This window comes from Aurantiacibacter odishensis (genome assembly GCF_003605195.1).
Classification (GTDB): domain Bacteria; phylum Pseudomonadota; class Alphaproteobacteria; order Sphingomonadales; family Sphingomonadaceae; genus Alteraurantiacibacter; species Alteraurantiacibacter odishensis.
Genome location: NZ_QYOS01000019.1, coordinates 50,439 through 67,300 on the forward strand (window position 1 = coordinate 50,439; position 16,862 = coordinate 67,300).

17 protein-coding genes are annotated in these 16,862 nt (G+C 64.4%); 5 read left to right on the plus strand and 12 right to left on the minus strand.

The genetic code is table 11. The annotated features are described in order from the left end of the window. Positions 1–9 precede the first annotated feature (9 nt). Positions 10–393: a hypothetical protein gene (locus tag D4Q51_RS02305; protein WP_162925102.1), complete on the plus strand. Its 384-nt coding sequence runs from the start codon at positions 10–12 to the stop codon at positions 391–393. Here D4Q51_RS02305 and D4Q51_RS02310 read toward each other — a convergent pair. The 10 genes from D4Q51_RS02310 to D4Q51_RS02355 all read right to left on the minus strand — a co-directional run bounded on the left by D4Q51_RS02310 (position 390) and on the right by D4Q51_RS02355 (position 8,375). Continuing rightward, the gene (locus D4Q51_RS02310; RefSeq protein WP_120076141.1) at positions 390–1,178 is read right to left on the minus strand and encodes an SDR family NAD(P)-dependent oxidoreductase; all 789 of its coding nucleotides are present in this window, start codon (positions 1,176–1,178) and stop codon (positions 390–392) included. The two genes, D4Q51_RS02305 and D4Q51_RS02310, sit on opposite strands and share 4 nt — an antisense overlap. Further along, the gene (locus D4Q51_RS02315; RefSeq protein WP_120076142.1) at positions 1,175–1,393 is read right to left on the minus strand and encodes a hypothetical protein; all 219 of its coding nucleotides are present in this window, start codon (positions 1,391–1,393) and stop codon (positions 1,175–1,177) included. Before D4Q51_RS02315 ends, D4Q51_RS02310 begins: the two co-directional genes overlap by 4 nt. After that, the gene (locus D4Q51_RS02320) at positions 1,390–2,967 is read right to left on the minus strand and encodes a phytoene desaturase family protein (protein ID WP_120076143.1); all 1,578 of its coding nucleotides are present in this window, start codon (positions 2,965–2,967) and stop codon (positions 1,390–1,392) included. Before D4Q51_RS02320 ends, D4Q51_RS02315 begins: the two co-directional genes overlap by 4 nt. Before the next feature lie 10 nt (positions 2,968–2,977). Continuing rightward, entirely contained in the window at positions 2,978–4,123 is a 1,146-nt protein-coding gene (locus D4Q51_RS02325; protein ID WP_120076144.1) for a serine hydrolase domain-containing protein, read from the minus strand. Between the two features lie 11 nt (positions 4,124–4,134). Further along, positions 4,135–4,890 (minus strand): SDR family NAD(P)-dependent oxidoreductase, encoded by a 756-nt coding sequence (locus tag D4Q51_RS02330; protein ID WP_162925103.1) that lies wholly within the window; start codon positions 4,888–4,890, stop codon positions 4,135–4,137. After that, positions 4,890–5,303, minus strand: coding sequence for a nuclear transport factor 2 family protein (locus D4Q51_RS02335; protein WP_162925104.1), 414 nt, complete (start codon positions 5,301–5,303; stop codon positions 4,890–4,892). The genes D4Q51_RS02330 and D4Q51_RS02335 overlap by 1 nt, the downstream gene beginning before the upstream one ends. A gap of 19 nt (positions 5,304–5,322) precedes the next feature. Continuing rightward, on the minus strand, positions 5,323–5,826 hold the full coding sequence (locus D4Q51_RS02340; protein ID WP_120076147.1) for a nuclear transport factor 2 family protein: 504 nt from the start codon (positions 5,824–5,826) through the stop codon (positions 5,323–5,325). Then, positions 5,804–6,229, minus strand: coding sequence for a carboxymuconolactone decarboxylase family protein (locus tag D4Q51_RS02345; RefSeq protein ID WP_120076148.1), 426 nt, complete (start codon positions 6,227–6,229; stop codon positions 5,804–5,806). The genes D4Q51_RS02340 and D4Q51_RS02345 overlap by 23 nt, the downstream gene beginning before the upstream one ends. Positions 6,230–6,241: 12 nt before the next feature. Then, positions 6,242–7,471: a serine hydrolase domain-containing protein gene (locus tag D4Q51_RS02350; protein ID WP_120076149.1), complete on the minus strand. Its 1,230-nt coding sequence runs from the start codon at positions 7,469–7,471 to the stop codon at positions 6,242–6,244. Positions 7,472–7,562: 91 nt separating this feature from the next. Next, a complete protein-coding gene (locus D4Q51_RS02355) occupies positions 7,563–8,375 on the minus strand; it encodes a CmcJ/NvfI family oxidoreductase (RefSeq protein ID WP_120076150.1) in 813 nt (270 codons plus the stop codon). Positions 8,376–8,743: 368 nt separating this feature from the next. On the opposite strand from D4Q51_RS02355, the gene D4Q51_RS02360 reads away from it, so the two are divergent. Further along, positions 8,744–11,362, plus strand: coding sequence for a TonB-dependent receptor (locus D4Q51_RS02360; protein ID WP_120076151.1), 2,619 nt, complete (start codon positions 8,744–8,746; stop codon positions 11,360–11,362). A 128-nt stretch (positions 11,363–11,490) separates the two neighbouring features. Here D4Q51_RS02360 and D4Q51_RS02365 read toward each other — a convergent pair whose 3' ends face one another. Beyond that, on the minus strand, positions 11,491–11,775 hold the full coding sequence (locus D4Q51_RS02365) for an integration host factor subunit beta (RefSeq protein WP_120076152.1): 285 nt from the start codon (positions 11,773–11,775) through the stop codon (positions 11,491–11,493). Positions 11,776–11,933: 158 nt separating this feature from the next. Beyond that, entirely contained in the window at positions 11,934–12,272 is a 339-nt protein-coding gene (locus D4Q51_RS02370) for a GntR family transcriptional regulator (RefSeq protein WP_120076153.1), read from the minus strand. A 174-nt stretch (positions 12,273–12,446) separates the two neighbouring features. Here D4Q51_RS02370 and D4Q51_RS02375 point away from each other — a divergent pair, with 174 nt between their 5' ends. Genes D4Q51_RS02375 through D4Q51_RS02385 form a run of 3 tightly spaced genes read left to right on the plus strand, consistent with a single transcriptional unit; the run spans position 12,447 to position 16,854 of the window. After that, positions 12,447–14,084 (plus strand): peptide MFS transporter, encoded by a 1,638-nt coding sequence (locus D4Q51_RS02375; RefSeq protein ID WP_120076154.1) that lies wholly within the window; start codon positions 12,447–12,449, stop codon positions 14,082–14,084. An 8-nt stretch (positions 14,085–14,092) separates the two neighbouring features. Continuing rightward, positions 14,093–15,490 (plus strand): amidohydrolase, encoded by a 1,398-nt coding sequence (locus D4Q51_RS02380; protein WP_120076155.1) that lies wholly within the window; start codon positions 14,093–14,095, stop codon positions 15,488–15,490. Continuing rightward, entirely contained in the window at positions 15,487–16,854 is a 1,368-nt protein-coding gene (locus D4Q51_RS02385; RefSeq protein WP_120076156.1) for an amidohydrolase family protein, read from the plus strand. Before D4Q51_RS02380 ends, D4Q51_RS02385 begins: the two co-directional genes overlap by 4 nt. Positions 16,855–16,862: the final 8 nt, after the last annotated feature.

Below are 16,862 nucleotides of genomic sequence, written 5' to 3' on the forward strand. Positions count from 1 at the left end.
TTCGGCCCCATGCTGAGTCTCGCCTTCCTTTTCGCCGCGCAATTCGCTGCCGATGCCCTGCCCACCGGCACCTACAGCGGCACCTGCCTCTACCCGGAAGCGGTGGAGGAACGCGCCGCGCCGGGTGAACTCATCACCTGCAACGAAGTGCGTATCAGCGGCGGGCAGATCAGCTTCGGCCAGCGCGGCTGGCAAACCCGCACGCGGTTCAACGGCACGTTCGAAGGCAGCCGCATGACGGTCGATTCCGTCACCCTGCCGAACGGGCGCACCTACGAGGTGCGCGGCGTGTGCGAGGTCTATTTCGCGAACGAGGAGCTATCGGCCGTCGCCTGCACGGCCAGTTCGAACCGCGGCAGCATGGCCGCCAACTTCGTCGTCTCGCGGCTTTAGATATCGTTGCGGATGGTTGCCAGCGCGCCGCCGTCGATTTCCCACTTCGCGCCGTTGACGTAGCTGGCCTCTTCCGAAAGCAGGAAGCTGACCACGTCGCCCACTTCGCGCGGCTGACCCACGCGGTTGAGCGTTGCCGTCTGGCCCAGCTTCTCCATCCCGGCTTCCACGCTGTCGAACATCTGTTCCAGCATCCCGACCAGCAGCGGCGTCTCGATCACGCCGGGCATCACGCAGTTCACCCGCACGCCCTTCTGCGCCACTTCGCTCGCCGCCGTGCGCGTCAGTCCGACCGCGCCGTGCTTGGCGGCGTTGTAGGCGCAGGCGCCCGCGAGGCCGCGTTCCGAACCGATGGAGGCAGTGTTCACCACCGCACCTTTCCCGGCGGCGACCATGTGCGGGATGACGAACCGCAGGCCCAGGAACATGCCGCGCAGGTTGACGCGCAGCACATGATCGAACTCGTCGATCGGGTATTCGTGCGTGGGCGCGAGAGTGCCCTCGATGCCGGCGTTGTTGAAGAACCCGTCGATCCTGCCGAATGCGGTGATGGCTTCCTTGGCATAGCCCGCCACCGCGTCCTCCTCCGCGCAATCGGCCACGTGGGCTATCGCCGTGTGGCCTGCGTCACGCAGCTGTGCAGCGCGTTTCTCCAGCCGCTCCCCGTCGATGTCGACCATCAGCAATTGCGCCCCTTCGCGGGCGAGGATCTCGCAGGTTGCAAAGCCGATGGCCCCTGCAGCCCCGGTAACGATGATCGCGTTTCCTTCGTGACGTTTCGTCATTTGGCATCCTTCGATTTGCGGAACGGCATGGTGAGAAGGAACAGCGCCAGCTTCGGCGTCATCAGCTTGAGGAAGTTCTTCGCCTCCTCCGGCGTCAGTGTCGCGGTCATCGGCATGGTGCCGTAGACCTTGCCTTTCAGGACGAGGTCGTTGCCCTTCCGCTCGATCTTGCTGACCTGCATCAGCTCGCTCTTGTCGGCAGCGTGTATCTTCATGACACGCGCACCTCGTCGAAATCAATGCCGAGATCTTCGGCGGCGACCATTGCGGTCGCGCGCCCCGCGCCGAACACGCCGCCGCCCGGATGTTGGAACGGCCCGACGAGGTAGAGCCTGTCGACCCCCGGCACGCGGTACTGGCCAAGGTCCGGCGTCGGGCGGTGCGAACCGGACTGGTAGGTGGTGGTGGCGATGCCGTGCAGGTCGCCGCGGTAGAAGCTGGGGCTCGTGCGCTCCATGTCCACCGGACTGTCGCAGTGGTAGTCCAGCACCACGTCGGGCACGTTGGCGATGTATTTGCCCATCTGCGCGATCATCTTTTCGGCGAATTCGCCCTTCGCCTCGTCCCAGCTCCGCCCGTCCTGCCGGGTGTAGGGCACGTAGTCCCACGCGTGGAAGATGGACTTGCCTTCGGGGCAGCGTGTGGGATCGTGCTGCGGCAACTGCCCCACGCCCACCAGCGGGGTGGGGCTCATGTTGCCATAGCGCAATTCGTCGAAGGCGCGGCGCATGTCCTCGTAACTGGCGGGCATCAGTTCGTACATCACGGCGGACAGCGGTTCGCCATCGTGACGCTTCGCCCGGAATTCGAGCGGCGCATCGAGCGCGGCGTGGACGGTGAAGCAGGCGGCATCGGTGATGTGCGTGCGTTTCGCGCGGTGGCCCACGTCTGCGGGCAGCGCGTCGACCATGTCGGGCAGCACATGGGGGTGCAGCGCACCGATGATGCCGTCGCCAGCCGATAGCCGCTCGCCATCGTCCAGCACCACGCCCGTCGCGCGGCCGCCTTCGGTGGTGACTTCGCGCACGCTGGCAGAAGCGCGCACGCTGCCGCCGTGGTCCTCGATGCAGGCGATCAGCGCATTGGTGAGACTGCCCGAACCGCCCACCGGCACGCCGAAGCCGTATTTCTCGAGGAAGCCGAGGAACACGTAAGCGCCGATCCCGGTCGCCTTCTCATCCGGAGAGACAAGGTTTTCGCCCGCCACCCGGCCAAAGTGCGCGCGCACTTTCTCGTGCTCGAACAGTTCCTCCATCAGGTCGAAAGTGGAGACCTGCGTGGTGCGCCACATCTCGCGTCCCTCGACCGACTGGTCCATCATCGCCGCCTGCGCGCCCTGCGGCATGGGCGGCGAATATAGCCCCGCCTGGATCATCGGCAGCCACTGCGCGGCCTGCTGACTCATCTTCAGGAACGTCTCGGCGTCTTTCTGCGAAAAGCGGGCAATGGCCTCGGCGCTCTTTGCCGGATCGCGGTGGAGCGGGAGGGTGGTGCCGTCTTCCCACACGCTCATCATCGGCACGTCGGGGAAGACGTATTTGAGGCCGTATTTCGATTTCAGGCCAAGGTCGTCACTCGCCAGCAGCGGATTGCCCTGGATGAAGATGTGGCTCATCGAATGCTGGTCATGCATGAAACCGGGGCGCGTCAATTCCCGGCTGACTACGCCGCCGCCGTGCCATTCGTTGCGCTCCAGCACGAGCACGCGCTTGCCCGCAACGGCAAGGTATGCGCCCGCGACCAGCCCGTTGTGGCCCGATCCGATGATGATGATGTCTGCGTCTGCCATTCGTTATCCTCTAGAGACAGGCGGAAAGCGCGATGTCGGAAAGCTTGCCCATGCGCTCGATATTGGCGGCCTGCGTCATCACCCCGGCGCTGAGGAAGCTGAATGACAGGTCCGCTTCGGGATCGACCATGAACATCGTCGAACCCGCGCCGTAGTTGCCGAAAGTCTCCGGGCTGGAGAGCTGGCCGAAGAGGTGATGGAACACGCCCTCCCCGCGTACCTGGAACCCGATGCCCTGATTGGCAGGCGGCACTTCCCATCCGGACCGCAGCGCCACGCCGCGATAAAGTTCGTTGGGCTTGTCGCCGGTGTGGACCTTCCGCGCGAGGCGCACCATGCGCGGGGACAGCAGGCGCACGCCGTCCAGTTCGCCCTCGCGCCGCAGCATCTCGGCAAAGCGCCACAGGTCTCCGCAGGTGGACGCGCAGCCGACGTGCGGGGCTTCCACCTGCGGGTCCTCGAACAAGGCATGATCGCCATCGATAATGCGGCTGAGATGCTTGATAGGCACCGTGCCGCGCATGTCGGGACGCACGTGGCGTTCGTTCAGATCGGCGCGCAGGCCCATGCTGGTGGAGTGCATCTTCAGCGGCTCGAACAAGTCTTCCGCCAGCAGGGTTCGATAATTGCGGCCCTTGGGGTCGGTGCGCACCAGCGCGGTGCCCATCAGCACGTGATTCACCAGCGGCGAATAGTCGCACCGCTCGCCCGGCGGCGTGGCGCCGTGGACGTTGGCGATGCTTTCTTCGAACAGCTCATCCAGCCGGTCGAGATACATGCCCGGCTTCGGGCTCCACACGCCCGGCATCCCGGCTGTGTGAGTGAGCAGGTGGTAGAACGTCGCTTCCTCGCGCGGTTGCCCGGTGAATTCGGGCAGCACGTCCTTCACCTTGGTGGTCAGCTGGAAGCGCCCTTCCTCGATCGCCTTCATCATCAGCACGTTGGTGAAGGCCTTGGTGACGGAGAAGAGCGAGAACACGTCGTCCTTTTTCAGCGGGCGCTGTCTGTCCGCGTAAGCGTGGCCGATCGCTTCCTCGAACACCACCACGTCGCCGCGCCCGATCTTCAGGACCGCGCCGTAATAGTCGCCGCGATCGACATCGGCCTCGATCACGGCTTTCAGATGGTCGAGCCGTTCCTGCCAGATCCTGCTCATGCCAAACTCCGTCAGCCCGCCGCGATGATGCCGCCATCCACGGCCAGCATCGCGCCATTGATGAAACTCGCCTCGTCGCTCAGCAGGAAGGCGGCGGCCTGCGCCACGTCCTCCACCGTGCCGTTGCGTCGGAGCGGGATGTTCTTCGCCCTTTGCTCGTATTGCTCCGGCGTCACGAAGCCTTCGGTTGCGGGCGTTGGCACGGAGCCGGGAGCAATCGCGTTCACGCGGATCCCGCGCGGGCCAAGCTCGCCCGCCAGCACCTTCGTCAGCCCGGCGATGCCGGCCTTGATGGTGGTGTAGGCCCCGGTGTTGGGCCTGCCGCGATAGGCGACGGGGCTGGAATAATTCAGGATATTGCCGGGCGCGTCCTCGTCCCGCGAGGCAAGGAAAGCCTGCACGCCCCAGAACACGCTTTTCAGGCCCGCCGACAGCATCGTGTCGAGCGTTTCTTCGGTCACAGCCTCGATCGGTTCGTAAACCAGCACGCTGGCATTGTTGATGACGGCGCGAAGTGGGCCTGCATCGCTGGCGAAGTCCTGCGCGGCTTCCATGAAGGCCGCGCGGCTGCCGCAATCCGCACCATAGCTGTAGGCGCACCCGCCGGCATCGTTGATGGCCTCTGCCACCTCCATCGCGGACTGGCCCTTGATATCGACGATCCCGATGATCGCGCCTTCGCTGGCGAGGTGTTTCGCGATACCTTCGCCCAGCCCGCGCCCGGCGCCCGAAATCAGGATCGGTTGTTTTTCGAACCGGCCCGCCATCATTCCATCCCGAACAGCTTGGCGGTGTAGTGGCTGTCCATGTATTCGCGCATGGCGTCGATCTTGCCGTTCGAGACCTCGAACACCCAGCAATAGTCGTTGTCGTAAACCAGGCCGTCCATCGTCTTGCCGGTGGAGTTGGATTCGACGCAGACCCACGGGCCGACGGAAAACATGTTCTGCACGTGGACCTTGGGATCGCCGGGTTCGAACATGCCGCGCACGGGGGCGAGGAACTTGTCGATGATGTCCATCCCCACGTGCTTTCCTGCCCCTGCAATGTCCTTCACCTTCGGCTCCCACACCGAGTGTTCGTGGTAGAACTTACGCAGCTTCTCTAGGTCGCCCGAGGACAGCACCTCGAAGAAATCCAGCACCAGCTGTTCGTTTTCGTTCTTTGCCTCGACTGCCATCATCCTCTCCGTTCTTGTCTCAGGCCAGCCCGCGCGCTTCGTCGCTGGGTGGCGGAATCTTCGGCATCGCCCCGCCCATATGCAGGGCCACCATTCCGGCTCGCTTGGCGAAGCGCCACACGCCGCCCGGCTCGGATTGGTCGAGCACGTATTCATCCTCGAACCCGCCGACGTAGAGCGCGCCCGCTTCCTGCGGCGGCTCGGTGCTGGCGTGGCTGGAGAGCATGGTGAGATAGTTCGTCCCGCGCGCCCGCGTCTCGGTAATGGCTTCCACCAGCACGTTGGTGACCACGTGCCGCACAAGGATCGGCGGGCGATTGCGGAACACGCGTTCCACCGCCGCGCGCCCGTAGAACGGGTAGTCGGGCTGGAATGGCCGCGAGAACTCGCAATCGGTAGTAAACAACTGCGCCAGCGCCTCGGCATCGCCGTTGTCCGCATACCTGGCGAACAGCAGCGGCAGCTTGCCGCAGGCCAGTTCTATGGCGAGGCGGTGGCCGTCATCCATCGGGATTCTCGGCATTGTCGTTCTCGGCGTCGATCTCAGCCAGAGCCTCGTTGACGATGCGGAAGCTGTCGACCGCCGCGGGAATGCCGGCGTAGATGCCGACCTGCAGCAGCACCTCGCGGATTTCCTCGCGCGAGAGGCCGTTGTTCAGCGCGCCGCGGGTGTGGACCTTCAACTCATGCTTGCGGCCCAGCACGGAAATCATGGCGAGGTTGATCAGGCTGCGGTCACGGCGGGAGAGTTCTTCCTCGCGCCCCCAGGTCCAGCCCCAGCAATAGGTGGCGACCAGTTCCTGCAGCGGGTCGTTGAAGGGGTTGGGATTGGCCGTCGCCTTGTCGACATAGGCATCGCCCAGCACCTCGCGGCGGATTTTCATGCCCCGCTCGAACAAATTCTGGTCGAAGAGATCCTTGTCCATGGTGTGTCCTTTTCAGAGAGCCGCGTAGACCGCGTCGATCAGCCGCCGCGCACGCGGGCCATTGTCGCCCACGGCGTGCATCTGGTTGCAGCAGTAGGAAAAGCCGAGCTTCGCATCGGGATCGCCGAAACCGATCGAGCCGCCGAGGCCGTGATGGCCGAAACTGCGCATGTTCGGCCCCATGTAGACTGCCTCGGGCGTGTTCAGCAGGACGCCGTTCGCCTGGTGGTAGGGCCGATCCTGTAGCAGTTCGATCTGGTTGTGCTGCTCCGTAATCATCGCTTCGAGCTGCGCGTCGGACAGCAGGTCGACGCCGTCCACCTCTCCGGTAGCCGCGCCGTAGATGCGCGCCACGCCGCGCGCGTTGCCGTGGCCGGAGCCGCTGGCGATCTCCACCTCGCGCCAGCGGGCGGAGTTCATGGTGTCGTACCACGGCTCCTTCGCGTTCTGCAGGAAAGCGAAGCTGCGCAGCACCGCGCCATCCTGCCAGCCTTCGGGCGTGGTCGGCTTCTCCGGCACCTGCTGGTCCTTCGCCGCGAACAGGCGCGCCTTGGTGTTGGGCAAAACCTCGGCGACATGGCTCTGCTCTTCGGCGTCCATGCCGCCGATGTAATATTCCGCGCCCAGCGGCTCTGTCACGTTTTTGCGCAGGAACGGGCCTACGGTCATGCCCGTCACGCGGCGCATGATTTCGCCCAGCAGGAAGCCCTGATTGTGCACGTGGTATGCGGCGACGGTGCCCGGCTCCCACAGCGGCTCCTGCACTTCCAGCGCGCGGATGTAGTTCTCGTAATCGAGCAGGCCGCCGGGATACATAACATCGTTGGTGAGCACCGGAATGGCGGCGGTGTGATCGAGGATCATCCGAACGGTGATCCGCTCTTTCCCGCCATGCGCGAATTCCGGCCAGTAGGTCGCCACCGACTCGTCGAAGTCAACCAGCCCCCGGTCCGCGAGCATGTTGAACGCGATGCCGGTCACGCCCTTGGCAACGCTCATCATGCAGACGGTGGAGTGCTTGTCCCACTCGGCGGAATGGTCGGCCTGCGCAAAGCCGCCCCACAGGTCCACCACGGTCTGCCCGTCGACGACCACGGAGCAGCCCGCCCCCAGTTCCTCTTCCTCGCGGAAATTGGTGGCAAAGGCCTCTGCCACCCCCTCGAACCCTTCGGCCACATGGCCGTGCAGCGGAAACGTGCTCCCGCGCGCTTGGATATCCTGCGCGATTTCGACGTGCGCCAATCATGCTCTCCCCTTGTGAAGTCGCCTGGTTTGTTCTCCGGTCGACTCTAACGATCGTTAGCGTAGGCGAGGCTTGTGCCCCGCATCAAGCTCAATCGAAGTAGGCGATGGTGCGCAGCTCGATGGATTCGCGCGGCGCGGCGTCGCTCGGCACTTCCGTCGGGTTGAAGCTGGTGTGCGCGGTGAACTGCACGGCATCTTCGTTGGTATCGAACAGCTTGAACACCATCATTTCTTCGGGACGCTGGTAGGGCAGCCAGCACCAGCGATGGACGGGATTGTAAGCGAGGTTGAAGCCCCACAGCGAGAAATCCACGCCGCCAAGGCCGCCCACGATCTCGCTGGGGAACAGGTCTTCGCGCTTCACCGTGCTGGCATCGCACAGGGCAAAAGGGGCGCTCTCGACCGTGGAGATGGGTCGCCACAGGTTGAACAGCATGTGCCGTTTTGCCAGCCGCTCCTCGGCCTCCTCGGCGGGCAGGATCAGGCGGGTGTAGTCGCCCACTGTCTTCGCCCCGTAATCGACATGTGCGCCGTTGGCGGGCTGGTTGTGCCCGTGGGTGCCGGTGGCACTGGTGCGCCGGATCGCGCCGAAACTGACGACTTTCGATGCGCCTGTCAGCCGCTGGACCGTGTCCTCGCAATAGCGGCAGTAGGCTTCGAGCTGATCTGGATCGGCATAGTCCGAAACGGGCGATGGCTCGTCCAGAACGACAAAGCCGTTGCGGTCAAACGCCAGCCGGTCCTTCTCGCCGCGGATATCGTGGATGGTGACGAGGTGGTCCTCCCCCGGCCAGTAGCTGCGGTCGCGGTCGCCCGCGTAGAAGGTCGCCTTCTCCCCTCGCACGACATAGCGGATTTCCGCCTCCGCATCGCGGGTGATCGTATCGCTGTCGTTTCGCATCGGTCGTGCCTAACCTCTCGCTCTCCGCGCATGCCATATCGCCAAGCGCCGGTGTGCCGCAAGTCGCGCAGGTGCCAATTCCCCCTCGAAGCTTGCCATTCGTTTCAAGCAGATCGGTCAATGCTGTTGCTTGATTACGACAATCACGCCCAGCTTCTTGGATTCGTGCGCAACGCGCTTGATTGTAACAGTCGTGATTGTAAAAAGGCGACTGGAGAGGAAATTGGCAGAAACGCGCGTCTGGCAGACAGCGTAACTGTACTTGCACCCTCACCAGACTTCGAAGCGACCCGCCAATAATGGGCGCGCGAAATACATAGCATTTGCGCACCGTCTTAACGGGCGGCGCGCCATAGGGAGGATGCCTGATGAAATTCAAGAAGCTCAGCGTAGCGTCGTCGCTGGCCATTGCCGTGTGCATGGCCGCGCCAGCGCTCGCCCAGGACGAAACGGATGCGCAGGAAGCGTCCGAGCGTCGCGACAACCAGACCAACGTCATCGTCGTGACCGCGCAGTTCCGCGAACAGAACCTGCAGGAAACCCCGATCGCGATCACCGCGGTGAACGCGGAAATGCTGGCCGCCCGCGGCCAGACGGACATCTCCCAGGTCGCCGCCCAGGCCCCGAACGTAACCCTGCGCCCGCAGCCGCAAAACGGCGGCTCGGGCCTCATCGCCTTCATCCGCGGCGTCGGCCAGACGGACTTCAACTACGCGCTCGACCCGGCAGTGGGTGTCTACGTGGACGATGTCTATATACCCACCCTGTCCAGCTCGCTGCTTGAACTGGTCGACCTCGACCGGGTGGAAATCCTTCGCGGTCCGCAAGGCACGCTCGCCGGCAAGAACTCGCTGGGCGGTGCCATCAAGCTGTTCTCCGCCCGTCCGACCGGCGACGGCTCGGGCTCGCTGCGCGCCGAGTACGGTTCCTACAACAGCGTGTCGATCCGCGGCATGGCCGACATCGGGCTGACCGACACCCTGGCCATGCGTGTGTCCGGCATGGGCCGCACGCGCGACGGCTATGTCGACATCGTCGACTATTCGCTGACCCATCCGAACTCCAACGTGCCGTCGAACAACGCGCGCGGCGCACAGACCAGCTACGAGACGATGGGCGGCCAGAGCGTCGTCGCCGGTCGTGTCGCGCTGGAGTGGGAGCCCAACGATCGCCTCAACATCTATGTCGCGGGCGATTTTAACCGCGAGGATTCGGACGCCATCCCGACCGTGCTGATCGCGGCCGGCGCTCCGGTCGGCAATGCCGCCAACTTCGATCCGGATTCGACCAACCCGGCAACGGATGCGAATGGCAACGCCTGGCTTCCAGGCCTGAACGGTCAGCCGGTAACGGTGGATTGCCGCTTCGTGCCCGCCGGGCAGTACAGCTGCGACAGCGCGAACCTTTCCAGCCTCGGCTATGATCCGCGCTATGTCAGCTATTCCAACTTCGCGGACACCAAGGTTCCGACAGGACAGGCTCCGTACAAGCCCTACTTCGCTCTTCCGATTACGGAATTCGAAGGCTGGGGCGTGATGTCGAACGTCACCTACGACTTCACCGATGCGCTGCAACTGGTGGCCATCGGCTCTTACCGTACCTACACCTCGCGCTGGGGACAGGACCAGGATGCGACCCCGGTTCCGATCGCGCAGCTGGACAACCAGCTCGACCACGAGGCGTGGAGCGCGGAAGTTCGCCTGAACTTCGAATTCGCGGACGAACTGGTGCAGGGTACAGTCGGCGGCTTCTACCTCGATCAGGATGGTGAATACACCGCCCGCGTCGATCTGAACTACGCCGGTATCGACTTCATCCACGGCCCGGACACCACGCCGAGCACGACGAAGGCCGCGTTCGGCACGGTAACGATCACGCCGAGCGAAGTGTTCAGCATCACGGGCGGCATCCGCTATACGAAGGACGAGAAGCTCTACACCTACTTCCGTTCGAATCCCGATGGCACCGTGCCGTTCCGCGAGAACGGTTCGCTGCTCGGGCCGGAACTCGAAGTTGCGCCCGGCGTCTTTATCCCGACGCCTCCTGTCTGCGAGTTCTTCCTCGGCGCGCCGACAGCCGGCCCGACCGGCATCGGCAATACGCCCAACTGCCTGCTCACCGGCTTGTTCGGGATTTCGGACGGCTTCGAGGGCGATCGCTGGGACTGGCGCATCGTGGGTAACCTCAACGTCACCGAAGACGTGCTGCTCTACGCCTCGGTTTCGACCGGGTTCAAGGGCGGCGGCGTGAACCCGCGTCCGTTCTTCGGCCCCTCCGCCGGTGACTGTAACGCGCCTGACTACGTCGCTCCGGCGCCGTGTAACCAGCTGCGTTCCTTCGATCCGGAGGAAATCACCACCTACGAAATAGGCTTCAAGGTCGATGCTCTAGACCGTGCCCTGCGCCTGAACGGTGCAGCGTTCTACAACGACTACAAGAACATCATCCTGACACTGCCGGCCTGCCCCAGCGTGCCCTGCCTGCAGCCGCGCAACGTAGGCGAGGCCAAGGTGAAGGGCTTCGAACTGGAAGTGACGGCCTATCCGGCCGATGGCTTCTCGCTCGACGGTGCACTAAGCTACATCGACTTCAACTACGATGATACCTCGGTCGCCGCTGCAGGACTGACGGGTGACGAAATCACCCCCTATACGCCGGAATGGACCTGGAGCTTCGGCGCCCAGTACGACCACGAACTGCAGAGCGGCGCGAACATTTCCGCCCGTTTCGACGGCAGCTACCAGTCGACCATCTACACCGACGTGTTCAACACTGTGTGGTCGGAAATCGAAGGCTACTTCATCGGCGGTGCCCGCGTCGCCTTCACCGATCCGGCCGATCAGTGGACGCTGGCGCTGCGCGTCGACAACATCTTCGACGAATACTACTTCCAGTCGGTCAGCGATGTGACCACTTCGCTGGGCGTGGTGACGGGTGCCCCCGGTCTGCCGCGCACCTGGTCGCTGTCGGTCGAACGCCGCTTCTGAAGAAAGGGGGCTCCCGCTTCGGCGGGGGCCTTCCTTCCACGCCCTCCTTTCACGCAGGGCAAACAAGAAGGGCGCGGACTTTACGAAGTCCGCGCCCTTCTTGTTTGTGCCGCTATGTGCGAGGAGGATCAGCCTTCCGGGTTCAGCCGCTCGCGCATTTCCTTGCCCGGCTTGAAATACGGCACCCGCTTGGCCGGAACGTCCACCGTTTCTCCGGTGCGCGGATTGCGCCCCGTGCGCGCATCGCGCTCACGCGTGGAGAACGTGCCGAAGCCGCGCAGTTCGACCCGGCCGCCTTCAGCCAGTCGCTGCGTGATTTCCTCGAAGAAGATGTCGACCACCTGTTCGACTTCTTCGGGCCGCAGGTCGGGATTGTCTGCCGAAAGGGCTTGGAGAAGTTCGGACCTTATCATTTATTTCCCCCCAGAGGCTCGGCCACGCGAACGCGTTGCCGTTGTTATCGTCCAATGCGCGCGACCCGAAGCGCAGCTAACATTTGTTAACGTGCCAGAACATGTGCGCAAGCGCAATTATTTGGGTCAATTATCGGCGGGGCCGGGAGTGACGAAATCTAGGCGTGATCGAGCAGGTCTGCCGGGTCGAGACCGAGGCGCTCTATCCGCGCGCGAATGTCGGGCCATTCGTCCTTGAGAAAGGTCTCCCGCTCCGCCTGGCGCAGCGCCTGAGCCGCGCCTTCGCGCACGAACATGCCGACCCCGCGCTGCACCCGGATCAGGCCGTCCGCCTGGAATTGCTGGTAGGCCTTGGCCACCGTCAGCGGATTGGCGCCCTGTTCCGCCGCGAACGCGCGTACGGAAGGCAACATCTCGCCCTCAGGATAGCTGCCGTCGATGATCGCGGCGGCAATCTGCTCTCGCAAGCGAAGGTAGACGGGGCGGGTATCGGCCATAGGTGAGTGAGTGCCATAATACAGCGGGTCAGGTCAAGGGATTGGCCCGTAAGCGCCCAACAAAATTCGGTTTCATGCGCAACTTGGCTTCACATGACCGAAACAATCGCTAGGGTGCCCGTTTTTCGGGACAAGCCTGGCAAGCCGGGCAAGCAGTGAATTCGGGGAGTACGAATGAAAGACATGGCCTTGTGGAACGAGGGCGACTGGATCGTGGCGATCGCCTCGGTCGTCCTTGCGCTCTTCCTGATAGCCGGCGCCTGGGCGGTGACCCGCAAGGAGCCGGAAGTCGGCGGACACCCGAAGGGTCTCTACATTCTGTTCTTCGCCGAGATGTGGGAGCGTTTCTCCTACTACGGCATGCGGGCTTTGCTGATCTTCTACCTTACGCAGCACTGGCTCTATAACGACAGTTCCTCGAACATCATCTACGGCGCCTACGTCAGCCTCGTTTACATCACGCCGGTCCTCGGCGGCTGGTTGGCAGACCGCTACCTCGGGCAGCGCAAGGCGGTGCTGTTCGGCGCGGTTCTGCTGACGCTGGGCCACTTCTTCATGGCCTTCGAGGGTACCGGCGGGCAGAACGATCCCACGATCAACATCTTCTGGCTGGCGCTCAGCTTCATCATCGTCGGCTCGGGCTTCCTGAAAGCCAACATCTCGGTGATCGTCGGCCAGCTCTATCCGCGCACCGACGTGCGCCGCGACGGTGCCTACACCATCTTCTACATGGGCATTAACGTGGGTGCTGCCGTCGGCACGATCATCGCCGGCTACCTCGGCCAGACACTCGGCTGGGCTTACGGCTTCGGTGCGGCCGGCATCGGCATGCTGCTCGGCCTCGTCGTCTTCATCCTCGGCAAGCCGCTCCTGCTGGGCCGGGGCGAGCCGCCGCGTCCGCTTGCAAAGCGCACCGAAACCACGATGTACGCCATCGGTATCCTTGGCGTTGCCATCATGTGGGTGCTGATCCAGTACCAGTCGGTCGTCGGCTGGCTGATGCTGGTCTGCGGTGCCGCGCTGCTGCTCTACGTGCTCATCGAAGCCTTCAAACTTGAGAAGCACCCGCGCGAGCGCATGTTCGCCATTCTCTTCCTTATCGCCCTGCAGCCGCTGTTCTGGGGCCTGTTCGAACAGGCTGGCGGCTCGCTCAACCTGTTCACCGATCGCTACATCGATCGCCAGGGCGTGCCTGCTTCGCTGTTCCAGTCGATCAACCCGATCTACATCATCCTGCTGGCACCCGTGTTCGCCGGACTGTGGACCTGGCTGGGCCGACGCGGCCTGGAACCGTCCACCCCGGCCAAGTTCGGCCTGGGCCTCGTGCAGCTGGGCTTCGGCTTCCTCGTGCTGGTCTGGGGCGCGGCCACGGTCAGCCCGGAAGCGCTGATCCCGGTGATCTTCCTGTTCGGCATCTACCTGTTCCATACCACCGGCGAGCTCTGCCTCAGCCCGGTCGGCCTCTCGGCCATGAACCGGCTTGCGCCGAAGCACCTGGCTTCGCTCATCATGGGCGCATGGTTCTTTGCGACGGCTGGCGGCAATTTCGTGGCCGGCCTGATCGGCGCTGCCACCGGCGGCGAAGACGGGGAAATGACCCGTGAAGGCACGCTTGCGGTTTACCAGCAGATCGGCTGGGTCGCGATTGTCGTCGGCATCGTGGTCATCGTGATCGCCCGCTTCGTGAAGAAGCTCATGCACCTCGATACGCTGGCCGACGACGATGTCGGTGACGACCTCGAAGGTCAGGCTGAAGGTCCCGGCGAGCCCCAGGGCGCCGGCATCCACCCCAGCACCCGCCCGCAGGAGTAGAACAGAACATGGGTCGTCACTCGAAAAAGGGCGGCCCTGTCGCCCTGCTGCTTACCACTGCCGCGTCACTGGCGCTGGCGGGCTGCACCTCGGCATCGGGCAACGATCGCCCTGCCGTGGCTGCTGCGCCCGTCGCGGCGGAGGAGCCTTACGCCTCCACTTACGAACGCTATCCGGGCGTGCCGACCGCCATCGTGGGCGCCACGATCTACGATGGCGCGGGCGGCATGATCGAGAACGGCACCGTGCTGTTCGCCGATGGCGAAGTGGTCGGCATCGGCGGGGCGGACCTTGCCATTCCCGCAGGCTACACCCGCGTCGATGGCACGGGCCGTTTCGTGACGCCGGGCATCATCGATATCCACTCGCACCTGGGTGACTATCCCACGCCTTCTGTCGACGCGCACAGCGACGGCAACGAGGCGACCGATCCCACCACGCCGGAGGTCTGGGCCGAACATTCCGTCTGGCCGCAGGACCCCGGCTTCAGCCGCGCGCTGGCGAACGGCGGGATCACCAGCCTGCAGATCCTTCCCGGCTCGGCCAACCTGATGGGGGGCCGCTCGGTCACGCTGAAGAACGTGCCCAGCCGCACGGTGCAGGGCATGAAGTTCCCCGGCGCGCCCTATTCGCTGAAGATGGCCTGCGGCGAAAACCCGAAGCGCGTCTACGGCGGCCGCAACCGCATGCCCAGCACGCGCATGGGCAACTTCGCCGTCAACCGCGAGACGTGGATCGAGGCGCAGGAATACATGGCCGAGGAAGAGCCCGACCGCGACATCGCAATGGAAACCCTGGCAGGGGTCCTCTCCGGCGAGATCATGATCCAGAACCACTGCTACCGCGCTGACGAAATGGCGCTGGTGCTGAGCATGGCGGACGAATTCGGCTACCGCGTCTCCGCCTTCCACCACGCGGTGGAAAGCTACAAGATCGCCGACATGCTGCGCGACAACGAGGTATGCAGCGCCGTCTGGGCCGACTGGTACGGCTTCAAGATGGAAGCCTACGACGCCATTCCCGAAAACGCCGCGCTCATTCACAACCAGGGTGCCTGCGTCGTCATCCACTCGGACGACGAGAACGGCATCCAGCGCCTGAACCAGGAAGCCGCCAAGGCGCAGGCCGACGGCCGCCGCATGGGCATCGACATTGCCGACGCGGACGTGATCAGCTGGATTACGCTCAACGCCGCGCGGGCGATGGGCATCGGCGACGTCACCGGCAGCCTCGAAGCGGGCAAGATGGCCGACGTGGTGCTGTGGAACGGCGATCCGCTCTCCATCTATTCGCGCCCGGAAATGGTCTGGATCGACGGCGCGGTCATGTACGACATGAATGATCCGCAAATGCGTCCGGTGAGCGATTTCGAACTGGGCCAGCCGGGTGAAGGAGACGTGAAATGAAGCGCCTCCTGACCCTTGCCGTCTCTTCCCTGGCCCTCGCCGCCTCCCCCGCCCTTGCACAGGATGTCGCCATCACCGGCGCTACCGTCGCGCTCGGCGATGGGAGCGATCCGGTGGAGAACGCCACCGTCGTCGTACGCGGTGGCCGCGTGGTGGCCGCTGGCGCAGGCGTCAGCGTGCCAGCGGGCATGACCGTGCTGGACGGCACCGGCACGTGGGTGACGCCCGGCATTTTCGCCTCGATCACCAATCTCGGTCTGGTGGACGTGGGTGCGGTTTCTGAAAGCAACGATGTCGATGCAGACGATTCGCCGTTCGGCGCGGCGCTCGACGTATCGCCCGTCATCAATCCCAACGCGCAGGATTTCGGCTACAGCCGGGCAGGCGGCGTCACCCGCGCCAGCGTGATGCCCGAGGCCGGAGCCTCGATCTTCGGCGGACAGGGCGCGATCATTGATCTTGGCGCGGATTACGACGCGGTGCGCCATCCGCGCGCCTTCCAGGTCGTCGAATTCGGCGAACGCGGCGCACGCCTTGCGGGCGGCAGCCGCACCTCGGTCCACGCCCTGCTGCGCAATGCACTGCACGAAGCGGGCACTTACGGCGATGCCGGAGAATTGCGAACCGCGGGCAGCGCGGGCGGCCAGCGCGAGGGGCTTGGCCTCGATTCCCGTATGCCCAACAACGTAGACCGGCAGGGCGACGTGTTACTGACTCGCTTCGATGCTGCCGCGCTGGTGCCTGTCGTGCGCGGCGAGCAGAAGCTCTACGTGCAGGTCGAACGCGCCAGTGACATTCTTTCCGTGCTTGCCTTGCGGGAGGAATTCCCTGCACTCGATATCGTGCTGGTCGGCGCGACCGAGGGGTGGATGGTGGCGGACAGGATCGCCGCAGCGGACGTACCGGTCATCGCCAACGCGCTGCGCGACCTTCCTGCCTCGTTCGAGCAGTTGGCGGCAACGCAGAGCAACGTCGGGCGCCTGGTGGATGCAGGCGTGAAGGTCGCCATCGGCGGCTACGACAGCAGCGGGGACCACCCGCGCAACCTGCCGCAGCAGGCGGGCAACATGGTCGCCCTGAACCGGGTGCCGGGCGCGACGGGCCTGACCTGGGGCGAGGCATTCGCCGCGATCACGTCCGTCCCCGCCGAAGTCGCCGGGCTGGGCGGGCGCATGGGCGTGCTGGCCGAAGGTGCCCACGGCGATCTCGTGGTGTGGGATGGCGACCCGCTGGAGACCAGTTCGGCACCTGTGAGGGTTTTCGTGGATGGCGTGGAGCAACCGCTCACCAACCACCAGACGCGGCTGCGCGACCGCTACCGTTCGCTCGACGAGAGCGAGCGGCCGCGCGCCTACGAATGGTGATGCCATCC

Coding starts and splice junctions, on each gene's coding strand:
- D4Q51_RS02305 (WP_162925102.1), top strand. CDS start 10: ATGCTGAGTCTCGCCTTCCTTTTCGCCGCGCAATTCGCTGCCGATGCC.
- D4Q51_RS02310 (WP_120076141.1), bottom strand. CDS start 1,178: ATGACGAAACGTCACGAAGGAAACGCGATCATCGTTACCGGGGCTGCA.
- D4Q51_RS02315 (WP_120076142.1), bottom strand. CDS start 1,393: ATGAAGATACACGCTGCCGACAAGAGCGAGCTGATGCAGGTCAGCAAG.
- D4Q51_RS02320 (WP_120076143.1), bottom strand. CDS start 2,967: ATGGCAGACGCAGACATCATCATCATCGGATCGGGCCACAACGGGCTG.
- D4Q51_RS02325 (WP_120076144.1), bottom strand. CDS start 4,123: ATGAGCAGGATCTGGCAGGAACGGCTCGACCATCTGAAAGCCGTGATC.
- D4Q51_RS02330 (WP_162925103.1), bottom strand. CDS start 4,890: ATGGCGGGCCGGTTCGAAAAACAACCGATCCTGATTTCGGGCGCCGGG.
- D4Q51_RS02335 (WP_162925104.1), bottom strand. CDS start 5,303: ATGGCAGTCGAGGCAAAGAACGAAAACGAACAGCTGGTGCTGGATTTC.
- D4Q51_RS02340 (WP_120076147.1), bottom strand. CDS start 5,826: ATGCCGAGAATCCCGATGGATGACGGCCACCGCCTCGCCATAGAACTG.
- D4Q51_RS02345 (WP_120076148.1), bottom strand. CDS start 6,229: ATGGACAAGGATCTCTTCGACCAGAATTTGTTCGAGCGGGGCATGAAA.
- D4Q51_RS02355 (WP_120076150.1), bottom strand. CDS start 8,375: ATGCGAAACGACAGCGATACGATCACCCGCGATGCGGAGGCGGAAATC.
- D4Q51_RS02360 (WP_120076151.1), top strand. CDS start 8,744: ATGAAATTCAAGAAGCTCAGCGTAGCGTCGTCGCTGGCCATTGCCGTG.
- D4Q51_RS02365 (WP_120076152.1), bottom strand. CDS start 11,775: ATGATAAGGTCCGAACTTCTCCAAGCCCTTTCGGCAGACAATCCCGAC.
- D4Q51_RS02370 (WP_120076153.1), bottom strand. CDS start 12,272: ATGGCCGATACCCGCCCCGTCTACCTTCGCTTGCGAGAGCAGATTGCC.
- D4Q51_RS02375 (WP_120076154.1), top strand. CDS start 12,447: ATGAAAGACATGGCCTTGTGGAACGAGGGCGACTGGATCGTGGCGATC.
- D4Q51_RS02380 (WP_120076155.1), top strand. CDS start 14,093: ATGGGTCGTCACTCGAAAAAGGGCGGCCCTGTCGCCCTGCTGCTTACC.
- D4Q51_RS02385 (WP_120076156.1), top strand. CDS start 15,487: ATGAAGCGCCTCCTGACCCTTGCCGTCTCTTCCCTGGCCCTCGCCGCC.